Origin of the sequence: Streptomyces sp. NPDC093795 (assembly GCF_044764665.1) — a bacterium.
Classification (GTDB): Bacteria; Actinomycetota; Actinomycetes; order Streptomycetales; family Streptomycetaceae; genus Streptomyces.
Window position 1 is genome coordinate 475439 of sequence record NZ_JBIWIO010000005.1, and the last position, 20442, is coordinate 495880.

The window sequence follows — 20442 nt, forward strand, 5'->3', positions numbered from 1 at the left end:
CGCGGGGCAGGGATCGGTGGGTCAGGAGGTCAGCGGTGGTTCGGTCCCGTGGACTGCCAGGTGCGGGGCCCCTGGAAGCCGCCGGCCCGCTCAAGGCGGCGCCAGCCGGCGACGGGCCGGGACATAGGGGCGGTGGTCGCGGGCTCCTGCGTACGGGCGAGCAGCACGGCGGTGACGGCGGCGAGTTCCTCGGGGCTCGGCGCACCCTTCTCGACGCGGACGACACCGACGAGGTGGGAGGAGGGGTCGGACGGGGCGGAGTGGGCGGGGGCGGTCATCGGGCCTCCTACTGGGGCGGGTTGCCGTGCTTGCGGCGCGGCAGGTCGGCGTGCTTGGCGGCGAGCATGGCGACGGACCGGCACAGCACCCGGCGGGTGTCGCGCGGGTCGACGACGTCGTCGACGAGTCCGCGTTCGGCCGCGTAGTAGGGGTGCACGAGTTCCTCGCGGTACTCCTCGATCTTCTGGCGGCGCATGGCCTCGGGGTCGTCGGCGGCGGCGATCTCGCGCCGGAAGACCACGTTGGCGGCGCCCTCGGCGCCCATGACGGCGATCTCGTTGGTGGGCCAGGCGAGGGCGATGTCGGCGCCGATCGAGCGCGAGTCCATGACGATGTACGCGCCGCCGTAGGCCTTGCGCAGGACGACGGAGATCCGGGGCACGGTCGCGTTGCAGTACGCGTAGAGCAGCTTGGCGCCGCGTCTGATGATGCCGTCGTGCTCCTGGCCGACGCCGGGCAGGAAGCCGGGGACGTCGACGAGGGTGACGAGCGGGATGTTGAAGGCGTCGCAGAACTGCACGAAGCGCGCCCCCTTCTCGGAGGCCTTGATGTCGAGGACGCCCGCCATGGCGGCCGGCTGGTTCGCCACGATCCCGACGACGTGCCCGTCGAGCCGGGCGAAGGCGCACACCAGGTTGAGGGCCCAGGCCCCGTGCACCTCCATGTACTCGCCGTCGTCGACGAGTTCCTCGACGACCTCGCGGACGTCGTACGAACGGTTGCCGTCGGCGGGGACGAGGTCGAGGAGGCGGTCGCCCGGCCGGTCCACCGGGTCGGAACTGGGTGCGATCGGCGGCAGGTCGCGGTTGTTCTGCGGGAGCAGCGACAGGAGGTAGCGGACCTCGGCCAGGCAGGTCTCCTCGTCGTCGTAGACGAAGTGGGAGACGCCGGAGACGCCCGCGTGGACGTCGGCGCCGCCGAGGCCGTTCTGCGTGATCTCCTCGCCGGTGACCGCCTTGACGACGTCAGGACCCGTGATGAACATCTGCGAGGTCTCACGGACCATGAACACGAAGTCCGTCAGGGCGGGCGAGTACGCGGCGCCGCCGGCGCACGGACCGAGCATCACCGAGATCTGCGGGATCACTCCGCTCGCCCGGGTGTTGCGCTGGAAGATGCCGCCGTACCCGGCGAGCGCCGAGACGCCCTCCTGGATACGAGCGCCCGCGCCGTCGTTCAGGGAGACCAGCGGAGCCCCGGCCGCGATGGCCATGTCCATGATCTTGTGGATCTTCGTCGCGTGCGCCTCACCGAGGGCGCCGCCGAAGATCCGGAAATCGTGCGCGTACACGAAGACCGTCCGGCCCTCCACCGTGCCCCACCCGGTGATCACACCGTCGGTGTACGGCCTCTTCGCCTCAAGACCGAAGCCCTGCGCGCGGTGCCGGCGGAGCTGCTCGATCTCCGTGAAGCTTCCCTTGTCGAGCAGCAGCCCGATCCGCTCACGGGCCGTCAGTTTGCCCTTGGCGTGCTGACGTTCGGTGGCGCCGGGATCGGGGCCCTCCTGGGCCAGCTCCCGGAGGCGGCCGAGTTCGGTGAGTCGGTCCGCGAGGGCTCCTACGGCCGTGGACGTCGTGGTCATGCGCTTCCCACTCCCCTTTCGGTGTGCGTGTCGTGCGTCGTGCTGGTCAGGTCCTCGGGCCGCACTTCCCTCGTCGTGACCCGTGGTGTGCTGTCGGTACGGAGTGCGGCGGCCGCCGCGTGGTCCGGCCCGCCCGCCAGGTCGAGGACGACCCAGCCGGCGGGGCGCCGGGCGCCGTCCCGTCCGGACTCCCCCAGGTAGTCGGCGGCGAGGCCGCGGGCGAGGCCGGTGCCGAGGCCTTTCAGGTAGGCCTCCTTACGGGTCCACAGCCGGGCGAAGGCCTCGGCGAGCCGGGGCTCTGGGAGGGCCGCGAGTTCCTCCCGCTCGGCCGGGTGGAGCGCGCCGCGGCACAGCTCGGCGGTCGCGTACGGCGGGACGCGCTGCACGTCGACCCCCACCGGCCGCCGTGCCACCCCGAGCAGCACCAGGCCGTGGCTGTGCGAGAGCGAGAAGGAGGGCGCGCGGGGTACGCCGAGCAGCACGGGCCGCCCCGCCGCCTCCCTGCCGAAGCGCAGCCGCCACGCGGGGACGCCGGTGTACGGGGCGAGGACCCGGCGCAGCGCGAGGTGCGCCGCCAGGTACTGGACCCGGTCGCCGGGCCGTACGTAGGCGTCCGCCCGGCGTCGTTCCGCGTGGTCGAGCTCCCCGGTCGCGAGGGCGCGGGCGGCGGCGGAGTCCGCCGGGGGCGGGCGCAGGGTCCAGAGGTGGAGGTCATCGTCCGCGACCCTCAGGAGCGACATCGCGGACCAGCCTTTCGTGGGAGTCGGAATCGGGGCGTGGGCGGGCGTCGAGGTCGGAGTCGGGGCCGGGGCCGGGCTCGGGGGCCGCGGCGCGGGTGGCACCTGCGGCGCCTCCGAGGGGGCGGACCCGTGTCCTCCGGTACTCGAAGGCGAGGGCGGCGAGGGCGGCCGCCAGGGACACCAGGCCGCCGAGCCAGAGACCCGCGCGGCCGCCGAACCGTTCGGTGAGCAGGCCGACGAGCAGGGCTCCCAGAGGGGTGGAGCCCTGAAGGATCAGGGTGTAGAGGGCGAGGATCCGCCCCCGGTAACGGGGATCGCTGCCGAGCTGGATCCGGTGGTTCGCCGCCTGGGCGAAGTAGATCGAGGCGAAACCGGTGAGCGTGAGCAGGCCGACCGCCGCGAGGAAGCCGGGCGCCCAGCCGGCCGCCGTCTCCAGGACCCCGAAGGCGAGGGCCGAGGCGATGACGGTACGGGCGGCCGGCCGACCGCTGCGCCGGGTGCCGGCGAAGGCGCCGAGCAGGGAGCCCGCCGCGAAGGCGGTGGTGAGCAGCCCGAAGGAGGTCGCGTCGGCGTCGAAGACGGTCTTGGCGAGCAGCGGCAGGGTGAGCTGGAAGTTCATGCCGAAGAGGCCGATCACCGCGACAAGGGCCATGGGGAGGGTGAGATCGGCGCGGGAGGCCGTGTAGCGCAGGCCGTCGATGACCCGCGCGTCCCGGCGTACGCCCCGTCCCCCGGCGGTGGCCCCGCGGTTCTCCTCCGGCCGCATCATGCGCAGCCCCGCCACGGTGGCGAGGTAGCTGACCGCGTTGAGGGCGATGGCCCAGCCGGTGCCGAAGCCGGTGATGAGCAGTCCGGCGAGGGCAGGTCCCGCGACCCGGGCGACGCTGAAGTACGCGGCGCTCAGGGCGGAGGCGTTGGGGAGGAGTTCGTTCCCGACCAGTTCGCCGACGAACGACATGCGGGTGGGGACCTCGACGGCGTTGACGATGCCGATGCCGAGCGCGAGCAGCCAGATGTGCCAGAGGCGCACCGTGCCGGTGAGGACGAGCACCGCGAGGACCAGGGCGAGAGCCCCGGCCGCCAGGTTGGCGAGGGTCAGCAGCATCCGCTTGTCGTGACGGTCGGCGAGCCGGCCGCCGTAGAGGGTGAGGAGCAGCATCGGGGTGAACTGGAGGGCGGTCACGGCCCCGAGGGCCGTTCCCGAGTCGCCGGTCATGCCGAGGACCAGCCAGTCCTGGGCGACGACCATCGTCCAGGTGCCGGCCACCGACACCACCTGTCCGGCGGCGAACAGCCGGAAGTTGCGGACGGACAGGGAGCGGAAGGTGTTCGATCGGGCCTTCACCATGAGCGGGGGTCACACCTCGGGTCGCAGGGTCGCGAGGCACTCCTCCAGGAACGCGAGGGCCCGCAGATGGTACGTACGGGCCGTCAGGCCCAGGCTGATGTTGTGGCCGGCGTCCGGCAGCCGTTCGACGAGCAGCCGGGGCGCGGCGGTGAAGCGGCCGGTGAGCCGGGCGAGGGCCGCCTCGTCGTGGCGCCACCACGACTCGTACTCCGCGAAGGTCAGCCGTACGGGTACGCGGACCCGGGCGGCCACCTCCGGGAACATCCCGGGCCAGCGCAGCGCCTCGGCCCGTTCCCGTTCCGGCATGGGGGCGACGAGGGCGCCGCTGGCCGCGAAGGTGCCCGGCGGGTAGAGGCGCAGGGCGCCCCAGTTCCGGGTCCAGTGGCCGTGGCCCCGGCTCCCGGGGAGGTCGTCGGGCCCCACGGCGTACTCCTGGCCGCAACCGGAGACGTCGAGCCCCAGAAGCGGGGCGCCGGCGGCTCCGGTGTCGCGCGCGGCGGCGGTCAGGGCGAGCTTCCCGCCGTAGGAGTGGGCGAGCAGGAAGAGTCCGGCGCCGGTGGCGTGGCGGCCGGCGAAGTCCGCGAGGGCGGCGCGCAGGGTGTCCGACTGCTCGGTCAAAGTCTGGCCGTGGGGCAGCCGGGCGGTGGACTCGCCGTATCCGGGCCGGTCGAGGGAGAGGACGGTGAAGCCGAGGCGCGCGCCCAGGGTGAGCAGGGACAGGCCCGGCTGGGCCTGGCCGTGGAAGTAGCCCGCGCTCATGCCGCCGCCGTGCAGGGCGACCACGGTCGCGCGCGGCGCCGCGCGCTCTCCGGGAGCGCCGGGAGCCCGCTCCGGCCCGAGCCCGTGCCCGTACTCCTGCCCGTGCCCGTACTCCTGCCCCGGTTCGGCGAGCAGTGCGGAGATCGGGATCCCGGCGCCGTCCAGGAGGATCCGGCGTACGCCCCCGGTGAGGGGCGTCGCCGGGGCGCTCGTCGTGGTGGTCACCGGGGCACGCCACCGTCGGAAGCCGGGCCGGAGCTCGGGACGGGCGGACCGAACCAGCGGGTCAGGGCCGCTTCCAGGCCCTCGCCGTCCGTCCCCTCCGAGGTCGTCCACACGACGTGGCCGTCGGGCCGGACCAGGACGGCGGCCGTGCCCGCGAGCACGTCCGTGCCGGTCACCGGGTGCGGTACGCCGGTGACGGTGACCACCCGGTCCTTCCAGGCCGCCGCGGTCTGCCGTACCCCCGGGTCGTCCGCGAGGTCGAGCAGCACGCCCTGCGCGGAGTGGAGCAGCCGCGTCGTGCTGGTCTCCCCCGCCGCGGTGGTGAGCGTCCGGTGCGCGAGCCGCGTCCCGGCGAGGGCGCCGTCCGGCTCGCCGCCCTCCGTCCCGTACCGGATGTCGAGGCCGCTGACGACACCGGCCAGGTGCCGCTTCACGTCGTCGTACGCGAGGAGTTCGGTGAACAGCTCGCGCAGCGGGTCCGACTCCTCACCGCCGAGGAAGACCGTGCCCTGGGCCCGGGTGTTCATGAGGAGGCGCTGCCCCACCGGGTGGCGTTCGCCGTGGTACGTGTCGAGCAGCCCGTCCGGCGCCGTGCCGCGTACCACGGCGGCGAGCTTCCAGCCCAGGTTGGCGGCGTCCTGGACGCCGGTGCTGAGGCCCTGGCCGCCGGCCGGCAGATGGATGTGGGCGGCGTCGCCCGCGAGCAGGACGCGGCCGCGCCGGTACTCGGTGGCCTGGCGGGTGGTGTCGGTGAACGAGCTGACCCATTCCGCCGAGCCGCCGCTGATGTCCTCGCCGGTGATGCGCTGCCAGGCGGCGGCCACCTCGGCGAAGCTCACGGCCTCGGCGTCGCGGCGGTCGCGGGGCGGGGTGCCGTGCGGGCAGACGATGATCCGGTCGACGCCCTCGGCGAGCGGCGCGGCCATCACCATGCCCTCCGGCAGCCGTTCGCCGAGGAACCGCGGCTTCAGGCCGCAGCCGACGACGTCCGCGAGGTACATCTCGCGGGTGGCGGGAGTGCCGGGGAAGTCGAAGCCCGCGGCCTTGCGGACCGGGCTGTGCCCGCCGTCGCAGCCGACCACGTAGGCCGCGCGGAGCCGCCGCTCCCCCTCCGGGGTGCGGACGGTGACCTCCACCGCCTCGTCGTCCTGGGTGAGTCCGGTGAACTCCCAGCCACGGCGGATGTCCGCGCCGAGTTCGGCCGCCCACTCCTCCAGGACCGTCTCGGTGGTGTACTGCGGGATGCCGCGGGCGCCGAAGTGGGCGCCCTCCAGGACGGTGTAGTCGAACTGCACGCCGCCGAAGTGCCCCAGCGGGCTGGTCTCCAGGGTCTCGCCCTGGCCGAAGCGGGGCAGCAGTCCGCGCTGGTCGAAGACCTCCATCGCGCGGGCGGTGAACCCGAGCCCGCGGGACTGGCCGGTGGGCCGCTCCAGGCGCTCCGCGACGAGGACCCGGGCGCCACCGAGGCGCAGTTCGCCGGCGAGCATCAGGCCGGTGGGGCCGGCACCGATGACGAGGACGTCTATGTCGATGTCGATATCGGCGTCTGCGTTGGTGTCGGTGTCGGTGTCGGTGGGCGTGTTCGTGTGGGGAGCGGACTGGGGCATGGTTCCGGGGTCCTTCCGCGGAGTGGATGGGTGGGGGCGCCGAACCAGCGGTGCAGGGCCGCTTCCGGTCCTTCGCCGTCCGCCGAGGTCCAGGCCAGATAGCCGTCGGGCCGTACGAGGACGGCGTCGAGGCCGTCGAGGACACCGCCGGGCACGGGCCGGGCGACGGCGACGCCGACCCGCCCCGGCCGGGCGGCGGCCTCACCGGCGGTGGCGCCGTCGTCGGTCATGACGTCGTCGGTGGCGCCGTCGTCGGTGAGGACCACGAACAGTCCGCGCCCGGCGCGCAGCTGCCGGTCCACCGCCTCATGACCTTCGGCGAGGGCGGTACGGGGCAGCCGGGTGCCGGTCAGCGGATGCACGGCCCCGGACCCGGCGGCCTCGTACCGGATGCCGAGTCCGGAGATCTTGCCGGCCAGGTGCGCGCGTACCTCGTCGAGGCCGATGAGCGGGCCGAGCAGGGCGCGGACGGGTTCCGCCTCGGGGCCGCCGAGGAGCAGCAGGGCCTGCGCCCTGATGTTGCCGAGGACCTGGCGGCCGACGGCGTGGCGTTCGTCGTGGTACGTGTCGAGCAGCCCGGCGGGGGCGGTGCCGCGCACGGTGGCGGCCAGTTTCCAGCCGAGGTTGACGGCGTCCTGGAGGCCCAGGTTGAGGGCCTGGCCGCCGATGGGCATCTGCTGGTGGGCGGCGTCCCCCGCCCACAGGACCCGTCCGTCGCGGTAGTGGGTGAGCTGGCGGTTGGCATCGTGGAAGGAGTTGGCCCAGAGCGGGGTGCCGCCGCTGATGTCCTCCCCCGTGACCCGCTTCCACACGTCCACGACCTCGTCGAATCCGGGTTCTTCGGTACGGGGGAGCGCGGGCCTGCCGAACTCGTGCACCATCACCCGGGTGACGCCGTCCCTGCGCGCCGCCACGGCGAGTCCGCCGGGGAGCCGCTGGAAGCGACGGTTCGGGACGTCGATCCCGGCCACGTCCGCGCGGAGCAGCTCGCGCCGGGGCTCCTGACCGGGGAACTCGGCCCCGGCCAGCGCCCGTACGGTGCTCTGCTCCCCGTCGCAGCCGACGAGGTACCGCGCCCGGACGCGTACCTCTCGGCCGTCCGGGCCGGTGGCTCCGGCCTCGACGTACGCCTCCGTCACCGTGAGGGAGAAGCAGGCGTGGCCGCGCCGGAGGTCGGCCCCCAGGCCGGTGGCCCATTCCTGGAGCAGCGCCTCGGTCCGGGTCTGCTCGACCTTCCACTGCCCGGGGTGGGGGCTGGGCAGCGTCAGGTCGAGCGGGATGCCGCCGAAGTGCCCGCGGGGCTCCGACGGCGGGGTGCCGAGCTGCGCCAGCAGGCCCCGCTCGTCGAGCAGCTCCATCGTGCGGGCGTGGAGGGTGGAGGCCCGGGACTCGGTGGTGGGGGTGTCCCTGGCCTCCAGGACGATCACGTCCGCGCCGCCGAGCCGCAGTTCGCCGGCGAGCATCAGGCCGGTGGGACCGGCACCGATGACGACGACGTCGGTCTCCAGGGTCGGCATGATCAGCCCTTGCCCTCGGTCCGGGGCCCGGCGTGCCCGGTCCCGGCCTCGGCGCTGTCGGTCCCGGCCTTGACACTTCCGGTCCCGGCCTTGGTTTCGGCGTACTCCTTGGCGTACCCGAGGGTGGCCCGGCTGTTGGTGCTGAGCGCCGTGCGCACGTAGTCGCGGGCGTCGGCGACGGTGGCGTCGGCGCCGAGGATCCGCGCGATGTTCCCGGTGTTGAGGACGACGGTGTGCTGTGAGGAGGCGGTGACGCCGTCCTCGTCCTCCGTGAACGTCCAGTAGCCGGTGTGCAGGGTCATCAGCGCCGGCAGGGTGATCTGCTTGTAGGCGATCCGGTGGTGCGGGAAGGTCACCCGGTACGACTTCGTGGTGTGGGTGGAGCCGTCCTTGGCCCGGGTGTCCATCTCCAGGCTCTGCAGGCCGGGCGTCTCCTCCTCGAAGCGTACGGTGGCGACGTGCGGCAGCCGCTCGGGCCAGCGGTCCGCCTCGTTGACGAAGTCGTAGACGTCCTTGGCGGATCCTTCGACCCGTACGGTGTCCTCGAAGGAGAAGGTGATCTCCTCGGAGGCGTGTGCCAGTTCGACGTTGGTCTTGAGGGCGGCGAGCTCGGAGCGCGAGTTGCGGTCGACGGCCTCGTCGATCCACTTCAGGCCCTCGGGGTCGTCGTCGACGGCCCGATAGTCGTGCAGCAGCCGGATCCGGGACTCGGTCGCGGAGACCGGCTCGATGATCCAGGTGCCGCCCATGGCGGCGACGGGCGGGGTGGAGACCTCCTGGCGGAAGGTGATCCGGAGGCCCTCCGGGTCCAGGGTCCGCTTGGACGTCCAGTTCTTGGGGGCGCCGTTGGCGGTCGCCCAGATCCGGATGCGCTCCTCCCGCTCACCGCGCTCCACGTGGTCGACGTAGAGGGTGGGCGGGAAGATCCGCGGCCAGTTCTCCACCTCGGCGATCAGCCGGTACACGGCCAGGGCCGGGGCCGCGACGGTGATCTCGTGCTCGACCTCACGGGTCGTCATCGTGAACTCTCCTCGGGATGGGGCGGGTTGGTCGGCGGGGATCAGAAGTTGCCGAGGCCGCCGCAGACGTTGAGCGCCTGCGAGGTGATGGAGGCGGCGGTGTCCGACGCGAGGTACCCGACGAGGCCGGCCACCTCCTCGGGGGTGGAGTAGCGGCCGAGCGGGATCTTCGACCGGAACTTCTCGAGGATGGCGTCCTCGGAGGTGTCGTACGCGGCGGCGTAGCCCTGCCGGACGCGCTGCGCCATCGGGGTCTCGACGTAGCCGGGGCAGACCGCGTTGACGGTGATGCCGGTGGGGGCGAGCTCGTTGCCGAGGGCCTTGGTGAAGCCGACGACGCCGTGCTTGGAGGCCGAGTAGGGCGCGCCGAGGACGACACCCTGCTTTCCGGCGGTCGAGGCGATGTTGATGATGCGGCCGCGGGACTTCTCCCGCATGCCGCCGGTGGTGAGGGCCTCGCGGGTGAGCCGGAAGACGCTGTTGAGGTTGGTGTCGATGACGTCGTTCCACAGCTCGTCGGTGAGGTCGGCCGTGGGGCCGCCACCGCTGCGGCCGGCGTTGTTCACGAGGACGTCGACGGTGCCGAAGCGGTCGACGGCGGCGCGGACGAAGGCCTGGACGTCGTCGCCGGAGCGCACGTCGAGCGTGGTGCCGTCGACCTCGTGGCCCTCGTCCTGGAGCTGCTTGACGGTGGCGGCGACGTTCTCCGCGTTGCGGGCGCCGAGGAACACGCGGTGGCCCTGGGACGCGAGGAGCCGGGCGACGGCGAGACCGATGCCGCTGGTGCCTCCGGTGACGAGGGCGACCCTCTTCTCCTGCTTCTCCTGCTGGCTCATGCTGGCTGTCTCTTCTCTCTGCCGGGGTGCGTACGGAAGGCGGGTGCCGGGAGGCGGCCGGTCAGGCGGCGGTGGCGGCCGACAGGTGGGCGTTGACGGCGTCGATCAGGGCGCGCGGGGTGTCGGCCTCGGACAGCACGTCGTCGTCGAGGGTGATGGCGTACTCGCGCTCGATGCGGCTGCCGGTCTCCAGGAGGGCGAGCGACTCGTAACCGAGCGTCTCGAAGTGGCTGTCGAGGATGTCGCCGTCGAGGTCGACGCCCTCGGCGGCGCCGGCGCCCTCGCGCAGGATCCGCTTGAGGTCGTCGAGGGTGAAGGGCTGGGTGCTCATGGTTCTTCTCCTGTGGGTGAGGTACGGGCGGGGGTGGAAGGTCAGTCGGCGGCGCGGACGACCATCGCGGAGTTGAAGCCGCCGTGGCCGCGGGCCAGCACCAGGGCGGTGTTCACCTCGGCGGTACGGGGCTGGGAGACGACCAGGTCGAGTCCGTACTCGGCGGCCGGGTCGACGTTCACGGTGGGCGGGATGACGCCCTCGTCCATCGCGAGGAACGCGGCGGCCAGGTCGAGCGGCGCGGCCCCGGAGTACAGCCGGCCGGTCATCGTCTTGGGCGCGGTGACGGGGACGGCCCCGGTGCCGAAGACGCTGTTGATGGCGTCGGCCTCGACGCGGTCGAGCTCGGGGACGGCGGCGGCGTCCGCGAAGACGACGTCGATGTCACGGGGCGCCAGTTCGGCGTCGGCGAGGGCGAGTTCGATGGCCTTGCGCAGGCCGGGCTCGCGTCCGCTGCCGGGGCGGGGGTCGAAGGTCGAGCCGTATCCGGCGATCTCGCCGTAGATCCGGGCGCCGCGCTCACGGGCGGCCGCCGCGGCCTCCATGACGAGGATCGCACCGCCCTCGCCGGGCACATGGCCGCGGGCCTCTCGGTCGAAGGGCACGTACGCCCGGGTCGGCTCCTCGCTGGTGCTGAGGCGGTCGGAGGCGAGCTGCGCCACCCAGCCCCACGGGCAGAGGGAGGCGTCGACACCGCCGGAGACGATCAGGCGGGTGCCCTTGCGGATCTGGCGGCGGGCCTGGGCGACGGCGTCGAGGCCGCCGGCCTGGTCGCTGACGACGACACCGCTGGGGCCCTTCATGCCGTTGCGGATCGATATCTGGCCGCTGTTCACCGCGTAGAACCAGGCGAAGGACTGGTACGCGCTGACGTGCTGGCTGCCCTGGCTCCACAGCTTCTGCAGCTCGCCCTGGCCGAACTCGAAGCCGCCGGAGGAGCTGGCCGTGACCACGCCCATGTCGAACTCGCCCTGCTCTTCGGGTCTGACGCCCGCGTCGGCCAGCGCCCAGTCGGTGGCGACCAGCGCGAGCCGGGTCACCCGGTCGGTCTGGGGCAGCAGCCGGCTCGGGAGATGCTCCTCGGCGGAGAAGCCGGGCACTTCGCCGGCGAGGCGCGCCGGATAGCCGGAGGGGTCGAAGCGGGTGAGCCGGCCGATGCCGCTCTTGCCGCCGAGGGTGGAGGCCCAGAAGTCCTCCCGGCCGAGGCCGTTGGGTGCGGCGACACCCAGGCCGGTCACCACCACGGACGCGCTCATGCGGTCTTCCTCTCGGGACGGGCCAGGACCATGGCGCTCTGGAAGCCGCCGAATCCGCTGCTGACGGTCAGGACGGAGTCCGTGAGCTGCTCGCGGGCGACGAGCGGGACGTAGTCCAGGTCGCACTCGGGGTCCGGGGTGTGGAGGTTCGCCGTCGGCGGGACCACGTTGTGCTCCATGGCCAGGGCCGAGGCGGCGATCTCGATGGAGCCGATGGCGCCGAGGGAGTGGCCGACCATCGACTTGATGGAGCTGACCGGGGTCCGGTACGCGTGGTCCCCGAGGCTCTTCTTGAAGGCGGCGGTCTCGTGGCGGTCGTTCTGCTTGGTGCCCGAGCCGTGCGCGTTGATGTAGTCGATCTCGGTGGGGTTCATCCGCGCCTCGTCGAGCGCGATCCGGATCGCCTCCGCCATCTCGGCGCCGTCCGGCCGCAGACCGGTCATGTGGTACGCGTTGCTCCGGGTGGCGTAGCCGGCGATCTCCGCGTAGATGTGGGCGCCGCGCCTGCGGGCGCTCTCCAGCTCCTCCAGGACGAAGACGGCCGCGCCCTCGCCAAGCACGAAGCCGTTGCGGGTGCCGTCGAAGGGCCGGGAGGCGTGCGCCGGGTCGTCGTACCGGTTGGTCGTCGCCTTGATGGCGTCGAAGCAGGCCATCGTGATCGGGGAGATCGGGGCGTCGGATGAACCGGCGACCATGACGTCGGCGGAGCCCTCGCGGATCAGCTCCACGGCGTAGCCGACGGAGTCGAGGCCGGAGGTGCAGCCGGTGGAGACCACGGTGTTGGGGCCCTCCGCGCCGACGGCCCAGGCGACCTCGGCCGAGAAGGAGCTGGGCACCAGGTAGTTGTAGAGGTGCGGCACCGCGTACTCGTGGTCGACGAGTTCGAGCCGGCCGCCGTCACTGACGGTCCGGTACTCCTCGTCGAGCCCCATGGTGGCGCCGACGGCGCTGCCGACGGTGACACCGACGCGGTGCGGGTCGTGGGCGGTGAGGTCGATGCCGCTGTCGGCGACGGCGCCGCGCGCGGCGACCACCGCGAACTGGGCGGCCCGGTCCATGCGGCGGACCTCCTGCGGGGTCAGACCGTGGGCCTCCGGGTCGAAGTCGATCTCGGCGGCGACGCGGGAGCGGAACGGCGCCGGGTCGAAGAACGTGATGCCCCGGGTCGCCGTACGGCCCTCGCTCAGCAGGTTCCAGAACTCCTTGGATCCGGTGCCACCGGGGGCGAGGACCTCGATGCCGGTGATGACGACACGTCGTGCGCTCACGCGTTCGCCTCCCAGGTGTAGAAGCGGGTGGCCATGGCGTCGGCGGGCGAGCGCCAGGTGGCCGGGTCGTAGGCCTCGATGAAGGGCTTCAGGTCCTCGCTGATCCCCACGAAACGGGGGTCGGTCTTGGCCTGCTCGATGAGCTCACCGCCGTTGTCCGTGTCGAAGTCCTGGAGGTGGAAGTAGAGGCCCCGGTAGGAAAACAGCTGACGCCTGCGGGTCCCCATGAGATGCGGCATCTCGGAGGCGTCGAATTCGGCGAACAGTTTGGCGACGTCGGTGCTCGATCCGGGTTCCATACGAGCCACGATCAGAGTGCTGTGCATGTGTTGTTTCTCCTCACCGGAAGAAGTCCGTCCTGGGAAAGGACGTACTGGAAGAAGGCCTGGGGGTGGCGGGGAAGGTATACGGAAGGATTCGGGAAAGGGTGGGTGAATTCCGGGGTGCGGCGACGTCGACGCGTGAATTCAGTCCTTGATGTCGCAGAGGGCGGCGCCGGAGGTGACGGAGGCGCCGACCTCGGCGGTCAGGCCCTTGATCGTGCCGGAGCGGTGCGCGTTGAGGGGCTGTTCCATCTTCATCGCCTCAAGGACGACGATGAGGTCGCCCTCCTTGACCTCCTGGCCCTCCTCGACCGCGATCTTCACGATCGTGCCCTGCATCGGGGAGGCGAGAGTGTCGCCGGAGGCGGCCGGGCCGGACTTCTTCGCCGCCCGCCGCTTCGGCTTCGCACCCGCCGCGAGCCCGGTCCGGGCAAGCGTCATCCCCAGCGACGACGGCAGGGAGACCTCAAGCCGCTTGCCGCCGACCTCGACGACGATCGTCTCGCGGTTGCCCTCGTCCTCGTCCGTGTCCGCACCACCCGGCGCGAACGGCTTGATCTCGTTGACGAACTCCGTCTCGATCCACCGCGTGTGCACCCGGAACGGATCAGCGGTGAAGTCGGGGTCGACGACGACGGCCTGGTGGAACGGGATGGCCGTGGCCATGCCCTCGACCTTGAACTCCTCCAGCGCACGCGCCGCGCGCTGGAGCGCCTGCTCACGGGTCGCGCCGGTCACGATCAGCTTGGCGAGCAGCGAGTCCCACGCCGGGCCGATGACGCTGCCGGACTCCACGCCCGCGTCGAGGCGGACACCGGGGCCGGACGGCGGCGCGAACAGGGTCACCGTGCCCGGCGCCGGAAGGAAGCCACGGCCCGGGTCCTCACCGTTGATACGGAACTCGAAAGAGTGACCCCGCACTTCCGGGTCGCCGTAACCGAGCTCCTCGCCGTCCGCGATCCGGAACATCTCCCGCACCAGGTCGAGACCCGTGACCTCCTCGGTCACCGGGTGCTCCACCTGCAGACGCGTGTTGACCTCAAGGAACGAGATCGTGCCGTCGGTACCGACCAGGAACTCGACCGTGCCGGCGCCGACATAGCCGGCCTCCTTCAGGATCGCCTTCGACGCCGCGTACAGCTGCGCGTTCTGCTCCTCGGAGAGGAACGGCGCCGGAGCCTCCTCCACCAGCTTCTGGTGACGGCGCTGGAGCGAGCAGTCACGGGTGGAGACCACGACCACGTTGCCGTGCGAGTCGGCCAGGCACTGCGTCTCGACGTGCCGCGGCTTGTCGAGGTAACGCTCCACGAAGCACTCGCCCCGGCCGAACGCCGCCACCGCCTCACGGACCGCGGAGTCGTACAGCTCCGGCACTTCCTCCAGCGTCCGGGCGACCTTCAGACCACGCCCGCCACCACCGAACGCGGCCTTGATCGCGATCGGCAGCCCGTGCTCCTCCGCGAACGCCACCACCTCGTCCGCACCCGAGACCGGATCCGGGGTGCCGGCGACGAGCGGGGCGCCGGCGCGCTGCGCGATATGACGCGCCGCCACCTTGTCACCCAGATCCCGGATCGCCTGCGGCGGCGGACCGATCCACGTCAGACCCGCGTCCAGCACCGCCTGGGCGAACTCCGCGTTCTCCGACAGGAACCCGTACCCCGGGTGGATGGCGTCCGCACCGGAATCCTTCGCCGCCTGGAGCACCTTCGCCATGTCCAGGTAACTGGTCGCCGGAGTGTCACCGCCCAGAGCGAACGCCTCGTCGGCCGCCCGGACATGCAACGCATCCCGGTCCGGCTCGGCGTACACGGCCACGCTGCCGATACCCGCGTCCCGGCACGCCCGGGCCACACGGACAGCGATTTCGCCACGGTTGGCGATGAGCACCTTGCGCACGACGGTTTCAACTCCTGATCGACTCGCCTTCTCCGTGTTCCTTCCAATTTTCTGGAAAGGAGCCCGAAGACGGTGCACCGGACCTGCACCACAAGCTTGTTCGGATTCGTGGGGCCGTTCAAGGCACGTGAGTTCAGGAATCCGTCAATATTCACAAGCCCATGGCGTCTGTGTGGGAAAAGCGCCAGGCGAAGGTCAGAACCGCGTCAGACGTGCCGATGACGGCCGTGGCAGTCGCGGCTGTCATGACGGTCATGGCGCCACAGAGAAAACGCCCCGGGCGGCACCCTTTGAGGGTGCCGCCCGGGGCGAGTCGGTCGGTTCGCGTCAGGTCGGTTCGCGTCGGGTCGGTTCGCGTCAGGTCGGTTCGCGTCGGGTCGGGGAGACGGGCTCAGCCACGTCCTAAGCGGAACCCCACCCCTCGGATCGTGATCACCCAGTCGCTCGCACCCAGCTTGTGGCGCAGGCTGCTGACATGCGTGTCGACGGTCCGCCGCGACCAGGAGTCCCCCCACACCTGCTGCATGAGCTGCTCGCGCGGGATGACGGTGTCGGGGTAGGAGGCGAGCAGAAAGAGCAGGTCGAATTCCTTGCGCGTCAGATCGACGTCCCTGCCGTCCAGCGTCACCTGCCGCGCCGCCGCGTCGATGTGCAGCGGGCCCCGAGTGACCGTGCGGGCCTTCGACGGACTCGGCCGGGCCCGGCGCATGACCGCCTCCATACGGGCGATCAGTTCACGGAAGCCGTAGGGCTTCACCAGGTAGTCGTCCGCGCCGGCCTGAAGCCCGAGGACACGGTCGAGTTCACTCCCCCTGCGCGTCACGGCGATCACCGGTACGTCCCCGGCGGACCGGATGCCCCGGCAGACCTCCAGACCGTCCAGGTCCGGCAGCTCCAGGTCGATCAGAACCAGGTCGACCTCGTCGTAGGCCTGGAGGGCGGCCCCCCCGGTCTCGACCCGGTAGACCTCGTGGCCATGGCGTCGGAGCCCCTGGACCAGCTCCTCCCCCTCCTTGCCGCACCTCTCCACGACCAGGATGCGCCAGCAGGTGGAGGTGCCCGGACCGCCTCTCCTGGATGTGTCGACGCTCACGCCCGACACACGCGCTCTCGCAGCGAGTCGCGGGGCAGGTATATGGGGCTCCTTCAGTTCTACAGACGTCAGGCTCACGGTTCCCCCTAGCACCTATGTCACTCAGCTCCGGAGCCCGTGGGGAGTCCCGGAACCGCGGGATCCGTGGGGGACCCCGCACCGGAACGCTACAAACCGCTGCGCCGGTTTGTCAAAGGTCATTTCTCTACCATGTCGAGCGCCATTCTCCGAGGGTCTTGCGCAAGAAAATTGACGTAGAGTTGACATTGTGATGATCGATTTACTGGAATTCAGTCCGATTTGGCGGGATTTATCAACCGCTCGGCTACGGGTCGTCGCATACGGGGAAACCAGTACCTACTCTTGACTACTTCTTGACAAACCGCTGGTTCGGTTTGTTAATCAGGGTGTCACTTCACTGGTACGGTTCGCCAACCCCGCCCTCGTCCCGCTCTCACGCGTGGACGGCGCTCCACTTTTCCCCCAGGCCCCAGAAATACGGGTGCACCGAAACGCCCCAAGGCCGCACGAAAACCTCGTACAATACCAAGCAGTCGGTTTACAACCGTCGAACGGTACGGCGCAACGGGGTGCAAGACCGTGCCGCTGCGACGCATGGTGCTACTGGAGCCATTGGTGACCAAACAAGAGCGGGCCGCACGGACCCGCGACACGCTGATCAGATCGGCGGCCAGGGAATTCGACCAGCACGGTTATGCCCTGGCCAAGTTGTCGGCGATCAGCTCGGGAGCAGGCGTGAGCCCCGGCGCGCTCCACTTCCACTTCGAGAACAAGGCGGCGGTCGCCGCCGCCGTCGAGGGCGAGGCATCGACCGCCCTGCGTCGGACGGCCAGGATCGTGTACCGAGAACGGTCGAACGCCCTGCAGAACCTGGCCGACACCTCGCACGCCCTCGCCCAGCTGCTCCGTGAGGACATCGTGGTGCGCGCGGGTTTCCGGCTCAGCTGCTCGAGCGGCCGCCGTACGGACCTCAATCTGCGCCAGGAATGGCAGAGCTGCGTCCAGCAGCGGCTCGCGGAGGCGGCCGACGAGGGCCTGCTCGCCGCCGGCATCGGCCGTCGACAGGACCTGGCGAGCACGATCGTGGCCGCCACCATCGGCCTGGAGGCCCTCTGCCGTGACAACGGCGAATGGCTGTCGCCCGGCACGATCACCGGCCTGTGGCGGACCCTGCTGCCGATGCTGACCGGCGCCGACACGCTCGCCGGGCTGGAACCGGCGGGCAGCCAGGCCGCCCCCGGCCGCGCACACGCACCGGTCGGCTGAGCGTCCTACCAGGGAGGGCCGGCCGGCGGCGGAGCGAGAACATCCGCCGCCGGCCGGCCGTTCACGCGTCGGCGAGGAGGTCGCGGTACCACGAGGCGTGGCCGGCGAACCCCGCGGTGAAGCCCGGCCCCGGGTCACAGCCGAGCTCCCGCCAGGGGCGGTCGTCGGCGAACCAGTGGTCGACGGCGAGCATGTCCAGGTGGTGCTGCGCGAAGGGCAGTCCGGCGAGCAGGGCGCGGGCCGTGGGAACGTCCACCGCCGGCCCCCGGGGCTTCCCCGTCCGGTGGACGAGCAGGTCTTCGGCGGCCGTGAGCAGCTCCGCGACCGGCACCGGATCGGGGTGGTCGACGTAATACGGGCCTGGCTGGGTCCGGGGCGAGAGCGCCGCGCCGAGCAGGGTGCGCGCCAGACTGTCCACGTCGATCAGGGAGTGCAGTGACGTTCCCCCGTCGAGCGGTCCGGGCAGGGCCCCGAGGAGCCGGACCAGTCCGGGCATCAGCTGCCGGTCGCCGGTGCCGTACACGAGATGTGGTCGCAGTACGGTTCCGCCGGCGTCCATGACGTACCGCTCGCCCGCCGCGCGGGTGCGGCTGGTCGCGGAGACCGGGGCGAGCGAGAGGGTGCCGGGACCGGCGGCCCGGAAGGGACCGCGGCCGTGGACGGAGGCCGTGCTCAGGGCGACGATGCGGGTCACCCCGGCACGTTCGGCCGCGTCGACCAGGGACCGGGTGCCCTCGTCGTTGACCGCGTGGGCGAGTTCCGCGTCCCCGCCGATGGCCGAGGCGCAGTGGATCAGGACGTCGACCCCCTCGCAGGCGCGGCGCAGGGACGCGGGGTCGCGGAGGTCGCCGAGGGCGGTCTCGTACTCCGCTCCCGCCCCTGCCGCGAGGGGCAGCGGGCTACGGGCGAGCAGGCGTACGCGTGCGGGCTCGGGAGCCGAGGTCGCGAGCGTCGTCGCCGTGGCCGCCACCCGGCTGCCGATGAAGCCGGTGGCGCCGGTGATCAGAATGCGGGGGCCCATCGTTTCCGATCCGGTTCAGCCCGCCAGCCGGGAGCCGAGGCCGTCTGCGGCCATCGCCAGTTCCCGGGACGGGGAGGTGAGCGTGCAGTGGAACACGGGCTGGTCGTCCTGCCGGCCGGTGACCCGGACGGTGGTCGTCGAGGGGTCGATGGCGGGGGCGATCTCGGTCTCGATCCAGCAGGGGGTGTCGAGTTCGGCGTAGCGGGAGAAGGAGACGTCCATGACGGTGGGCAGGTACGCGCCGCCGCCGGTCGTCATCGCCGCCGCCTGCCGGGCGGCTTCGAGGAGCACCATCCCGGGCACGTGGTCGTTGGGGCGCCGGAAGAGAGTGGAGTGGGTGGTGTCGATCCGAAGCTGCCACTCGCCGGGGCGGGTCCCGGGGCCGAGGACGACGTCCTTGGGGTCCTCGCGGCCGACCCGGTGCGGGGCCACCTCCGGGATCAGCGGGACGGGACGCCCGAGTGCGGCCATCCGTTCGCCGCGGACCCTGCGGTACGCCATCGCGGAGGTGCAGCGGGCCTGGGCCTTGCCGGTGCCGAGGTACCGCCCGTCGCGGGTCAGCACCAGGGTGGTGCGGATGTCGCGGAGGCGGCCGCCGCGGCTGCTGAGGTCGGAGCAGATCACGTCGACGTGGACGTCGGAGGAGAGTCCGTCGACGGTGAGCGCCTCGGGATCGGCGTCGTAGGAGAGGCCCCACATGACGAACTGAGCGTCCACGGGTACCCCGAACTCGGCGTGGGCTATCAGCATGGTGCTCTGGCGTATCGTCTCGGCCACCAGTACGGGGTCGTGCCGGTCCCCTGCCACCGGAGAGAAGAAGGGATGTGCGGCAGGCCAGCGCGCGGAGACGGAGAACCGATTCTCCCCCAGCTGGGTCCACGCCGTGGGGATGATGTCCGCGGGATCTGCTCGGTGAACGAACTCCCCGGGGACGTGTGTTGTAGCTCCTCGACAGTTCTGATCCATGGATCCCCCTTGCGTTCCCCGCGCCCCGGGACGATGTGTCCGCCCGGCTTAGAATACGTACAGCGCGGTTTTCTTTTCAATGCTTCACGTCACACGTCGAGCACAGACAGCGATTTCAGCAGGAGGCGCCTTGGCGCAGCAAGCGCGTGCAATCCGCACCCGACAGGTGATCCTCGAGTCGGCCGCGACCGTCTTCGCGGAGCGCGGCTACGAGCGGACGACCATCGGCGAGATCCTGGTGCGCGCCGGGGTGACCAAGGGGGCTCTGTATTTCCACTTTGCTTCCAAGGAAGATCTCGCCCTCGGCGTGCTGGACGCACAGATGCTCGACGTACCCCTGGCGCCGCAGACGGTGAAGCTCCAGGAGCTGGCGGACCAGGCCTTTCTGCTGACCCACCGGCTGCAGCGTGACGCCCTCGTGCGGGCGAGCGTCGCCCTGGCACTGGACAGTGGCGCCACCGGGGTCGACCGCGCCGCGCCGTTCCGGGCGTGGATCGACCAGGTGTCGGAGATCCTCATGGTCGCGAAGGCGCGGGGGGAGCTGCTCCTCCATGTGGACGTGACGGACACCGCCGAGCTCTTCTCGGGAGCCTTCTCCGGCATCCAGGCGATGTCCCAGATCCTGTGCGATCGCAACGACCTGCCTCATCGGGTCTCGGTGCTGCTCCAGCACTTCCTGCCGAGCATCTGCACTCCGGCCCTGTTGTCGCGTCTCGACATGACGGAGGGTCGCGCCCGGGAGCTCGGGGAGGCGTACGACGCGAGCCGGCTGCGGAGGGAAGAAGGAAACTTCGCGGACACCAGAGGTTGACGAATACCGACCATCCGGTTCACTGGCAGTTCACTGAGCGCCTCGACGCAGAACAGCGTCGGGGCGCTCTGGCGTGCGCGGTCCGGCGTGGGCGGTCTGGCGTCATGGCACTGAGTGTGTTTTGCTGAGGGTACTCAGTGCCACAAGCGTCTAGGGGAGCTCGACATCATGGGCAAGGACTTCGACCTGTACCGGCCGTCCGAGGAGCACGACATGCTCCGGGAGTCGGTCCGTGCGCTCGCGGAGGCGAAGATCGTGCCGTTCGCCGCGGCGGT

At 71.5% G+C, this 20442-nt stretch carries 20 protein-coding genes; 3 read left to right on the top strand and 17 right to left on the bottom strand.

Translation table 11 applies throughout. The features are described 5' to 3' along the window. Positions 1–29: 29 nt before the first annotated feature. The 15 genes from ACIRB7_RS17285 to ACIRB7_RS17355 all read right to left on the bottom strand — a co-directional run bounded on the left by ACIRB7_RS17285 (position 30) and on the right by ACIRB7_RS17355 (position 16091). A complete protein-coding gene (locus ACIRB7_RS17285; protein ID WP_403598755.1) occupies positions 30–278 on the bottom strand; it encodes an acyl-CoA carboxylase subunit epsilon in 249 nt (82 codons plus the stop codon). A gap of 8 nt (positions 279–286) precedes the next feature. Beyond that, complete coding sequence (locus tag ACIRB7_RS17290) at positions 287–1861, bottom strand: acyl-CoA carboxylase subunit beta (RefSeq protein ID WP_403598758.1); 1575 nt, start codon at positions 1859–1861, stop codon at positions 287–289. Beyond that, positions 1858–2601: a 4'-phosphopantetheinyl transferase family protein gene (locus tag ACIRB7_RS17295; protein ID WP_403598760.1), complete on the bottom strand. Its 744-nt coding sequence runs from the start codon at positions 2599–2601 to the stop codon at positions 1858–1860. Before ACIRB7_RS17295 ends, ACIRB7_RS17290 begins: the two co-directional genes overlap by 4 nt. After that, positions 2573–3949, bottom strand: a complete 1377-nt coding sequence (locus ACIRB7_RS17300) for an MFS transporter (RefSeq protein WP_403598763.1) — start codon at positions 3947–3949, stop codon at positions 2573–2575. The genes ACIRB7_RS17295 and ACIRB7_RS17300 overlap by 29 nt, the downstream gene beginning before the upstream one ends. 9 nt (positions 3950–3958) lie before the next feature. Then, positions 3959–4933, bottom strand: coding sequence for an alpha/beta hydrolase (locus ACIRB7_RS17305; protein WP_403598765.1), 975 nt, complete (start codon positions 4931–4933; stop codon positions 3959–3961). After that, positions 4930–6420, bottom strand: coding sequence for an FAD-dependent monooxygenase (locus tag ACIRB7_RS17310; RefSeq protein WP_403598874.1), 1491 nt, complete (start codon positions 6418–6420; stop codon positions 4930–4932). The genes ACIRB7_RS17305 and ACIRB7_RS17310 overlap by 4 nt, the downstream gene beginning before the upstream one ends. Before the next feature lie 35 nt (positions 6421–6455). Continuing rightward, complete coding sequence (locus tag ACIRB7_RS17315; RefSeq protein WP_403598768.1) at positions 6456–8057, bottom strand: FAD-dependent monooxygenase; 1602 nt, start codon at positions 8055–8057, stop codon at positions 6456–6458. Between the two features lie 2 nt (positions 8058–8059). Then, the gene (locus ACIRB7_RS17320) at positions 8060–9076 is read right to left on the bottom strand and encodes an aromatase/cyclase (RefSeq protein ID WP_403598770.1); all 1017 of its coding nucleotides are present in this window, start codon (positions 9074–9076) and stop codon (positions 8060–8062) included. Positions 9077–9117: 41 nt separating this feature from the next. Continuing rightward, on the bottom strand, positions 9118–9912 hold the full coding sequence (gene fabG, locus ACIRB7_RS17325) for a 3-oxoacyl-ACP reductase FabG (protein ID WP_403598772.1): 795 nt from the start codon (positions 9910–9912) through the stop codon (positions 9118–9120). A gap of 61 nt (positions 9913–9973) precedes the next feature. Further along, positions 9974–10243: an acyl carrier protein gene (locus ACIRB7_RS17330; RefSeq protein WP_403598775.1), complete on the bottom strand. Its 270-nt coding sequence runs from the start codon at positions 10241–10243 to the stop codon at positions 9974–9976. Between the two features lie 41 nt (positions 10244–10284). Further along, a complete protein-coding gene (locus ACIRB7_RS17335; protein WP_403598778.1) occupies positions 10285–11499 on the bottom strand; it encodes a ketosynthase chain-length factor in 1215 nt (404 codons plus the stop codon). Beyond that, positions 11496–12767, bottom strand: coding sequence for a beta-ketoacyl-[acyl-carrier-protein] synthase family protein (locus ACIRB7_RS17340; protein ID WP_403598780.1), 1272 nt, complete (start codon positions 12765–12767; stop codon positions 11496–11498). Before ACIRB7_RS17340 ends, ACIRB7_RS17335 begins: the two co-directional genes overlap by 4 nt. After that, positions 12764–13093 carry a TcmI family type II polyketide cyclase gene (locus ACIRB7_RS17345; protein ID WP_403598783.1) on the bottom strand — a complete coding sequence of 110 codons (330 nt, stop codon included), beginning with the start codon at positions 13091–13093 and terminating at the stop codon, positions 12764–12766. Before ACIRB7_RS17345 ends, ACIRB7_RS17340 begins: the two co-directional genes overlap by 4 nt. 141 nt (positions 13094–13234) lie before the next feature. Then, complete coding sequence (locus tag ACIRB7_RS17350; RefSeq protein WP_403598786.1) at positions 13235–14989, bottom strand: acetyl/propionyl/methylcrotonyl-CoA carboxylase subunit alpha; 1755 nt, start codon at positions 14987–14989, stop codon at positions 13235–13237. A gap of 391 nt (positions 14990–15380) precedes the next feature. Beyond that, positions 15381–16091, bottom strand: a complete 711-nt coding sequence (locus ACIRB7_RS17355; protein WP_403598789.1) for a response regulator transcription factor — start codon at positions 16089–16091, stop codon at positions 15381–15383. A gap of 627 nt (positions 16092–16718) precedes the next feature. On the opposite strand from ACIRB7_RS17355, the gene ACIRB7_RS17360 reads away from it, so the two are divergent. Next, positions 16719–17369 carry a ScbR family autoregulator-binding transcription factor gene (locus ACIRB7_RS17360; protein WP_403598792.1) on the top strand — a complete coding sequence of 217 codons (651 nt, stop codon included), beginning with the start codon at positions 16719–16721 and terminating at the stop codon, positions 17367–17369. A 61-nt stretch (positions 17370–17430) separates the two neighbouring features. Here the strand turns inward: ACIRB7_RS17360 and ACIRB7_RS17365 are convergent, their stop codons facing one another. Both ACIRB7_RS17365 and ACIRB7_RS17370 read right to left on the bottom strand, forming a co-directional pair. After that, complete coding sequence (locus ACIRB7_RS17365) at positions 17431–18390, bottom strand: NAD-dependent epimerase/dehydratase family protein (protein WP_403598795.1); 960 nt, start codon at positions 18388–18390, stop codon at positions 17431–17433. Positions 18391–18405: 15 nt separating this feature from the next. Further along, complete coding sequence (locus ACIRB7_RS17370) at positions 18406–19356, bottom strand: ScbA/BarX family gamma-butyrolactone biosynthesis protein (RefSeq protein WP_403598797.1); 951 nt, start codon at positions 19354–19356, stop codon at positions 18406–18408. 130 nt (positions 19357–19486) lie between these two features. Between ACIRB7_RS17370 and ACIRB7_RS17375 the strand changes: the two genes are divergently transcribed. Both ACIRB7_RS17375 and ACIRB7_RS17380 read left to right on the top strand, forming a co-directional pair. Beyond that, positions 19487–20167: a ScbR family autoregulator-binding transcription factor gene (locus ACIRB7_RS17375; protein WP_403598799.1), complete on the top strand. Its 681-nt coding sequence runs from the start codon at positions 19487–19489 to the stop codon at positions 20165–20167. 168 nt (positions 20168–20335) lie between these two features. Then, a partial coding sequence (locus tag ACIRB7_RS17380) for an acyl-CoA dehydrogenase family protein (RefSeq protein ID WP_146250805.1) occupies positions 20336–20442 on the top strand: 107 nt, incomplete at its 3' end.

Excerpts from the sequence above, each read along its gene's own strand:
- ACIRB7_RS17285 (WP_403598755.1), bottom strand. The coding sequence starts at position 278 with ATGACCGCCCCCGCCCACTCCGCCCCGTCCGACCCCTCCTCCCACCTC.
- ACIRB7_RS17290 (WP_403598758.1), bottom strand. The coding sequence starts at position 1,861 with ATGACCACGACGTCCACGGCCGTAGGAGCCCTCGCGGACCGACTCACC.
- ACIRB7_RS17295 (WP_403598760.1), bottom strand. The coding sequence starts at position 2,601 with ATGTCGCTCCTGAGGGTCGCGGACGATGACCTCCACCTCTGGACCCTG.
- ACIRB7_RS17300 (WP_403598763.1), bottom strand. The coding sequence starts at position 3,949 with ATGGTGAAGGCCCGATCGAACACCTTCCGCTCCCTGTCCGTCCGCAAC.
- ACIRB7_RS17310 (WP_403598874.1), bottom strand. The coding sequence starts at position 6,420 with ATGCTCGCCGGCGAACTGCGCCTCGGTGGCGCCCGGGTCCTCGTCGCG.
- ACIRB7_RS17315 (WP_403598768.1), bottom strand. The coding sequence starts at position 8,057 with ATGCCGACCCTGGAGACCGACGTCGTCGTCATCGGTGCCGGTCCCACC.
- ACIRB7_RS17320 (WP_403598770.1), bottom strand. The coding sequence starts at position 9,076 with ATGACGACCCGTGAGGTCGAGCACGAGATCACCGTCGCGGCCCCGGCC.
- fabG (WP_403598772.1), bottom strand. The coding sequence starts at position 9,912 with ATGAGCCAGCAGGAGAAGCAGGAGAAGAGGGTCGCCCTCGTCACCGGA.
- ACIRB7_RS17330 (WP_403598775.1), bottom strand. The coding sequence starts at position 10,243 with ATGAGCACCCAGCCCTTCACCCTCGACGACCTCAAGCGGATCCTGCGC.
- ACIRB7_RS17335 (WP_403598778.1), bottom strand. The coding sequence starts at position 11,499 with ATGAGCGCGTCCGTGGTGGTGACCGGCCTGGGTGTCGCCGCACCCAAC.
- ACIRB7_RS17345 (WP_403598783.1), bottom strand. The coding sequence starts at position 13,093 with ATGCACAGCACTCTGATCGTGGCTCGTATGGAACCCGGATCGAGCACC.
- ACIRB7_RS17365 (WP_403598795.1), bottom strand. The coding sequence starts at position 18,390 with ATGGGCCCCCGCATTCTGATCACCGGCGCCACCGGCTTCATCGGCAGC.
- ACIRB7_RS17370 (WP_403598797.1), bottom strand. The coding sequence starts at position 19,356 with ATGGATCAGAACTGTCGAGGAGCTACAACACACGTCCCCGGGGAGTTC.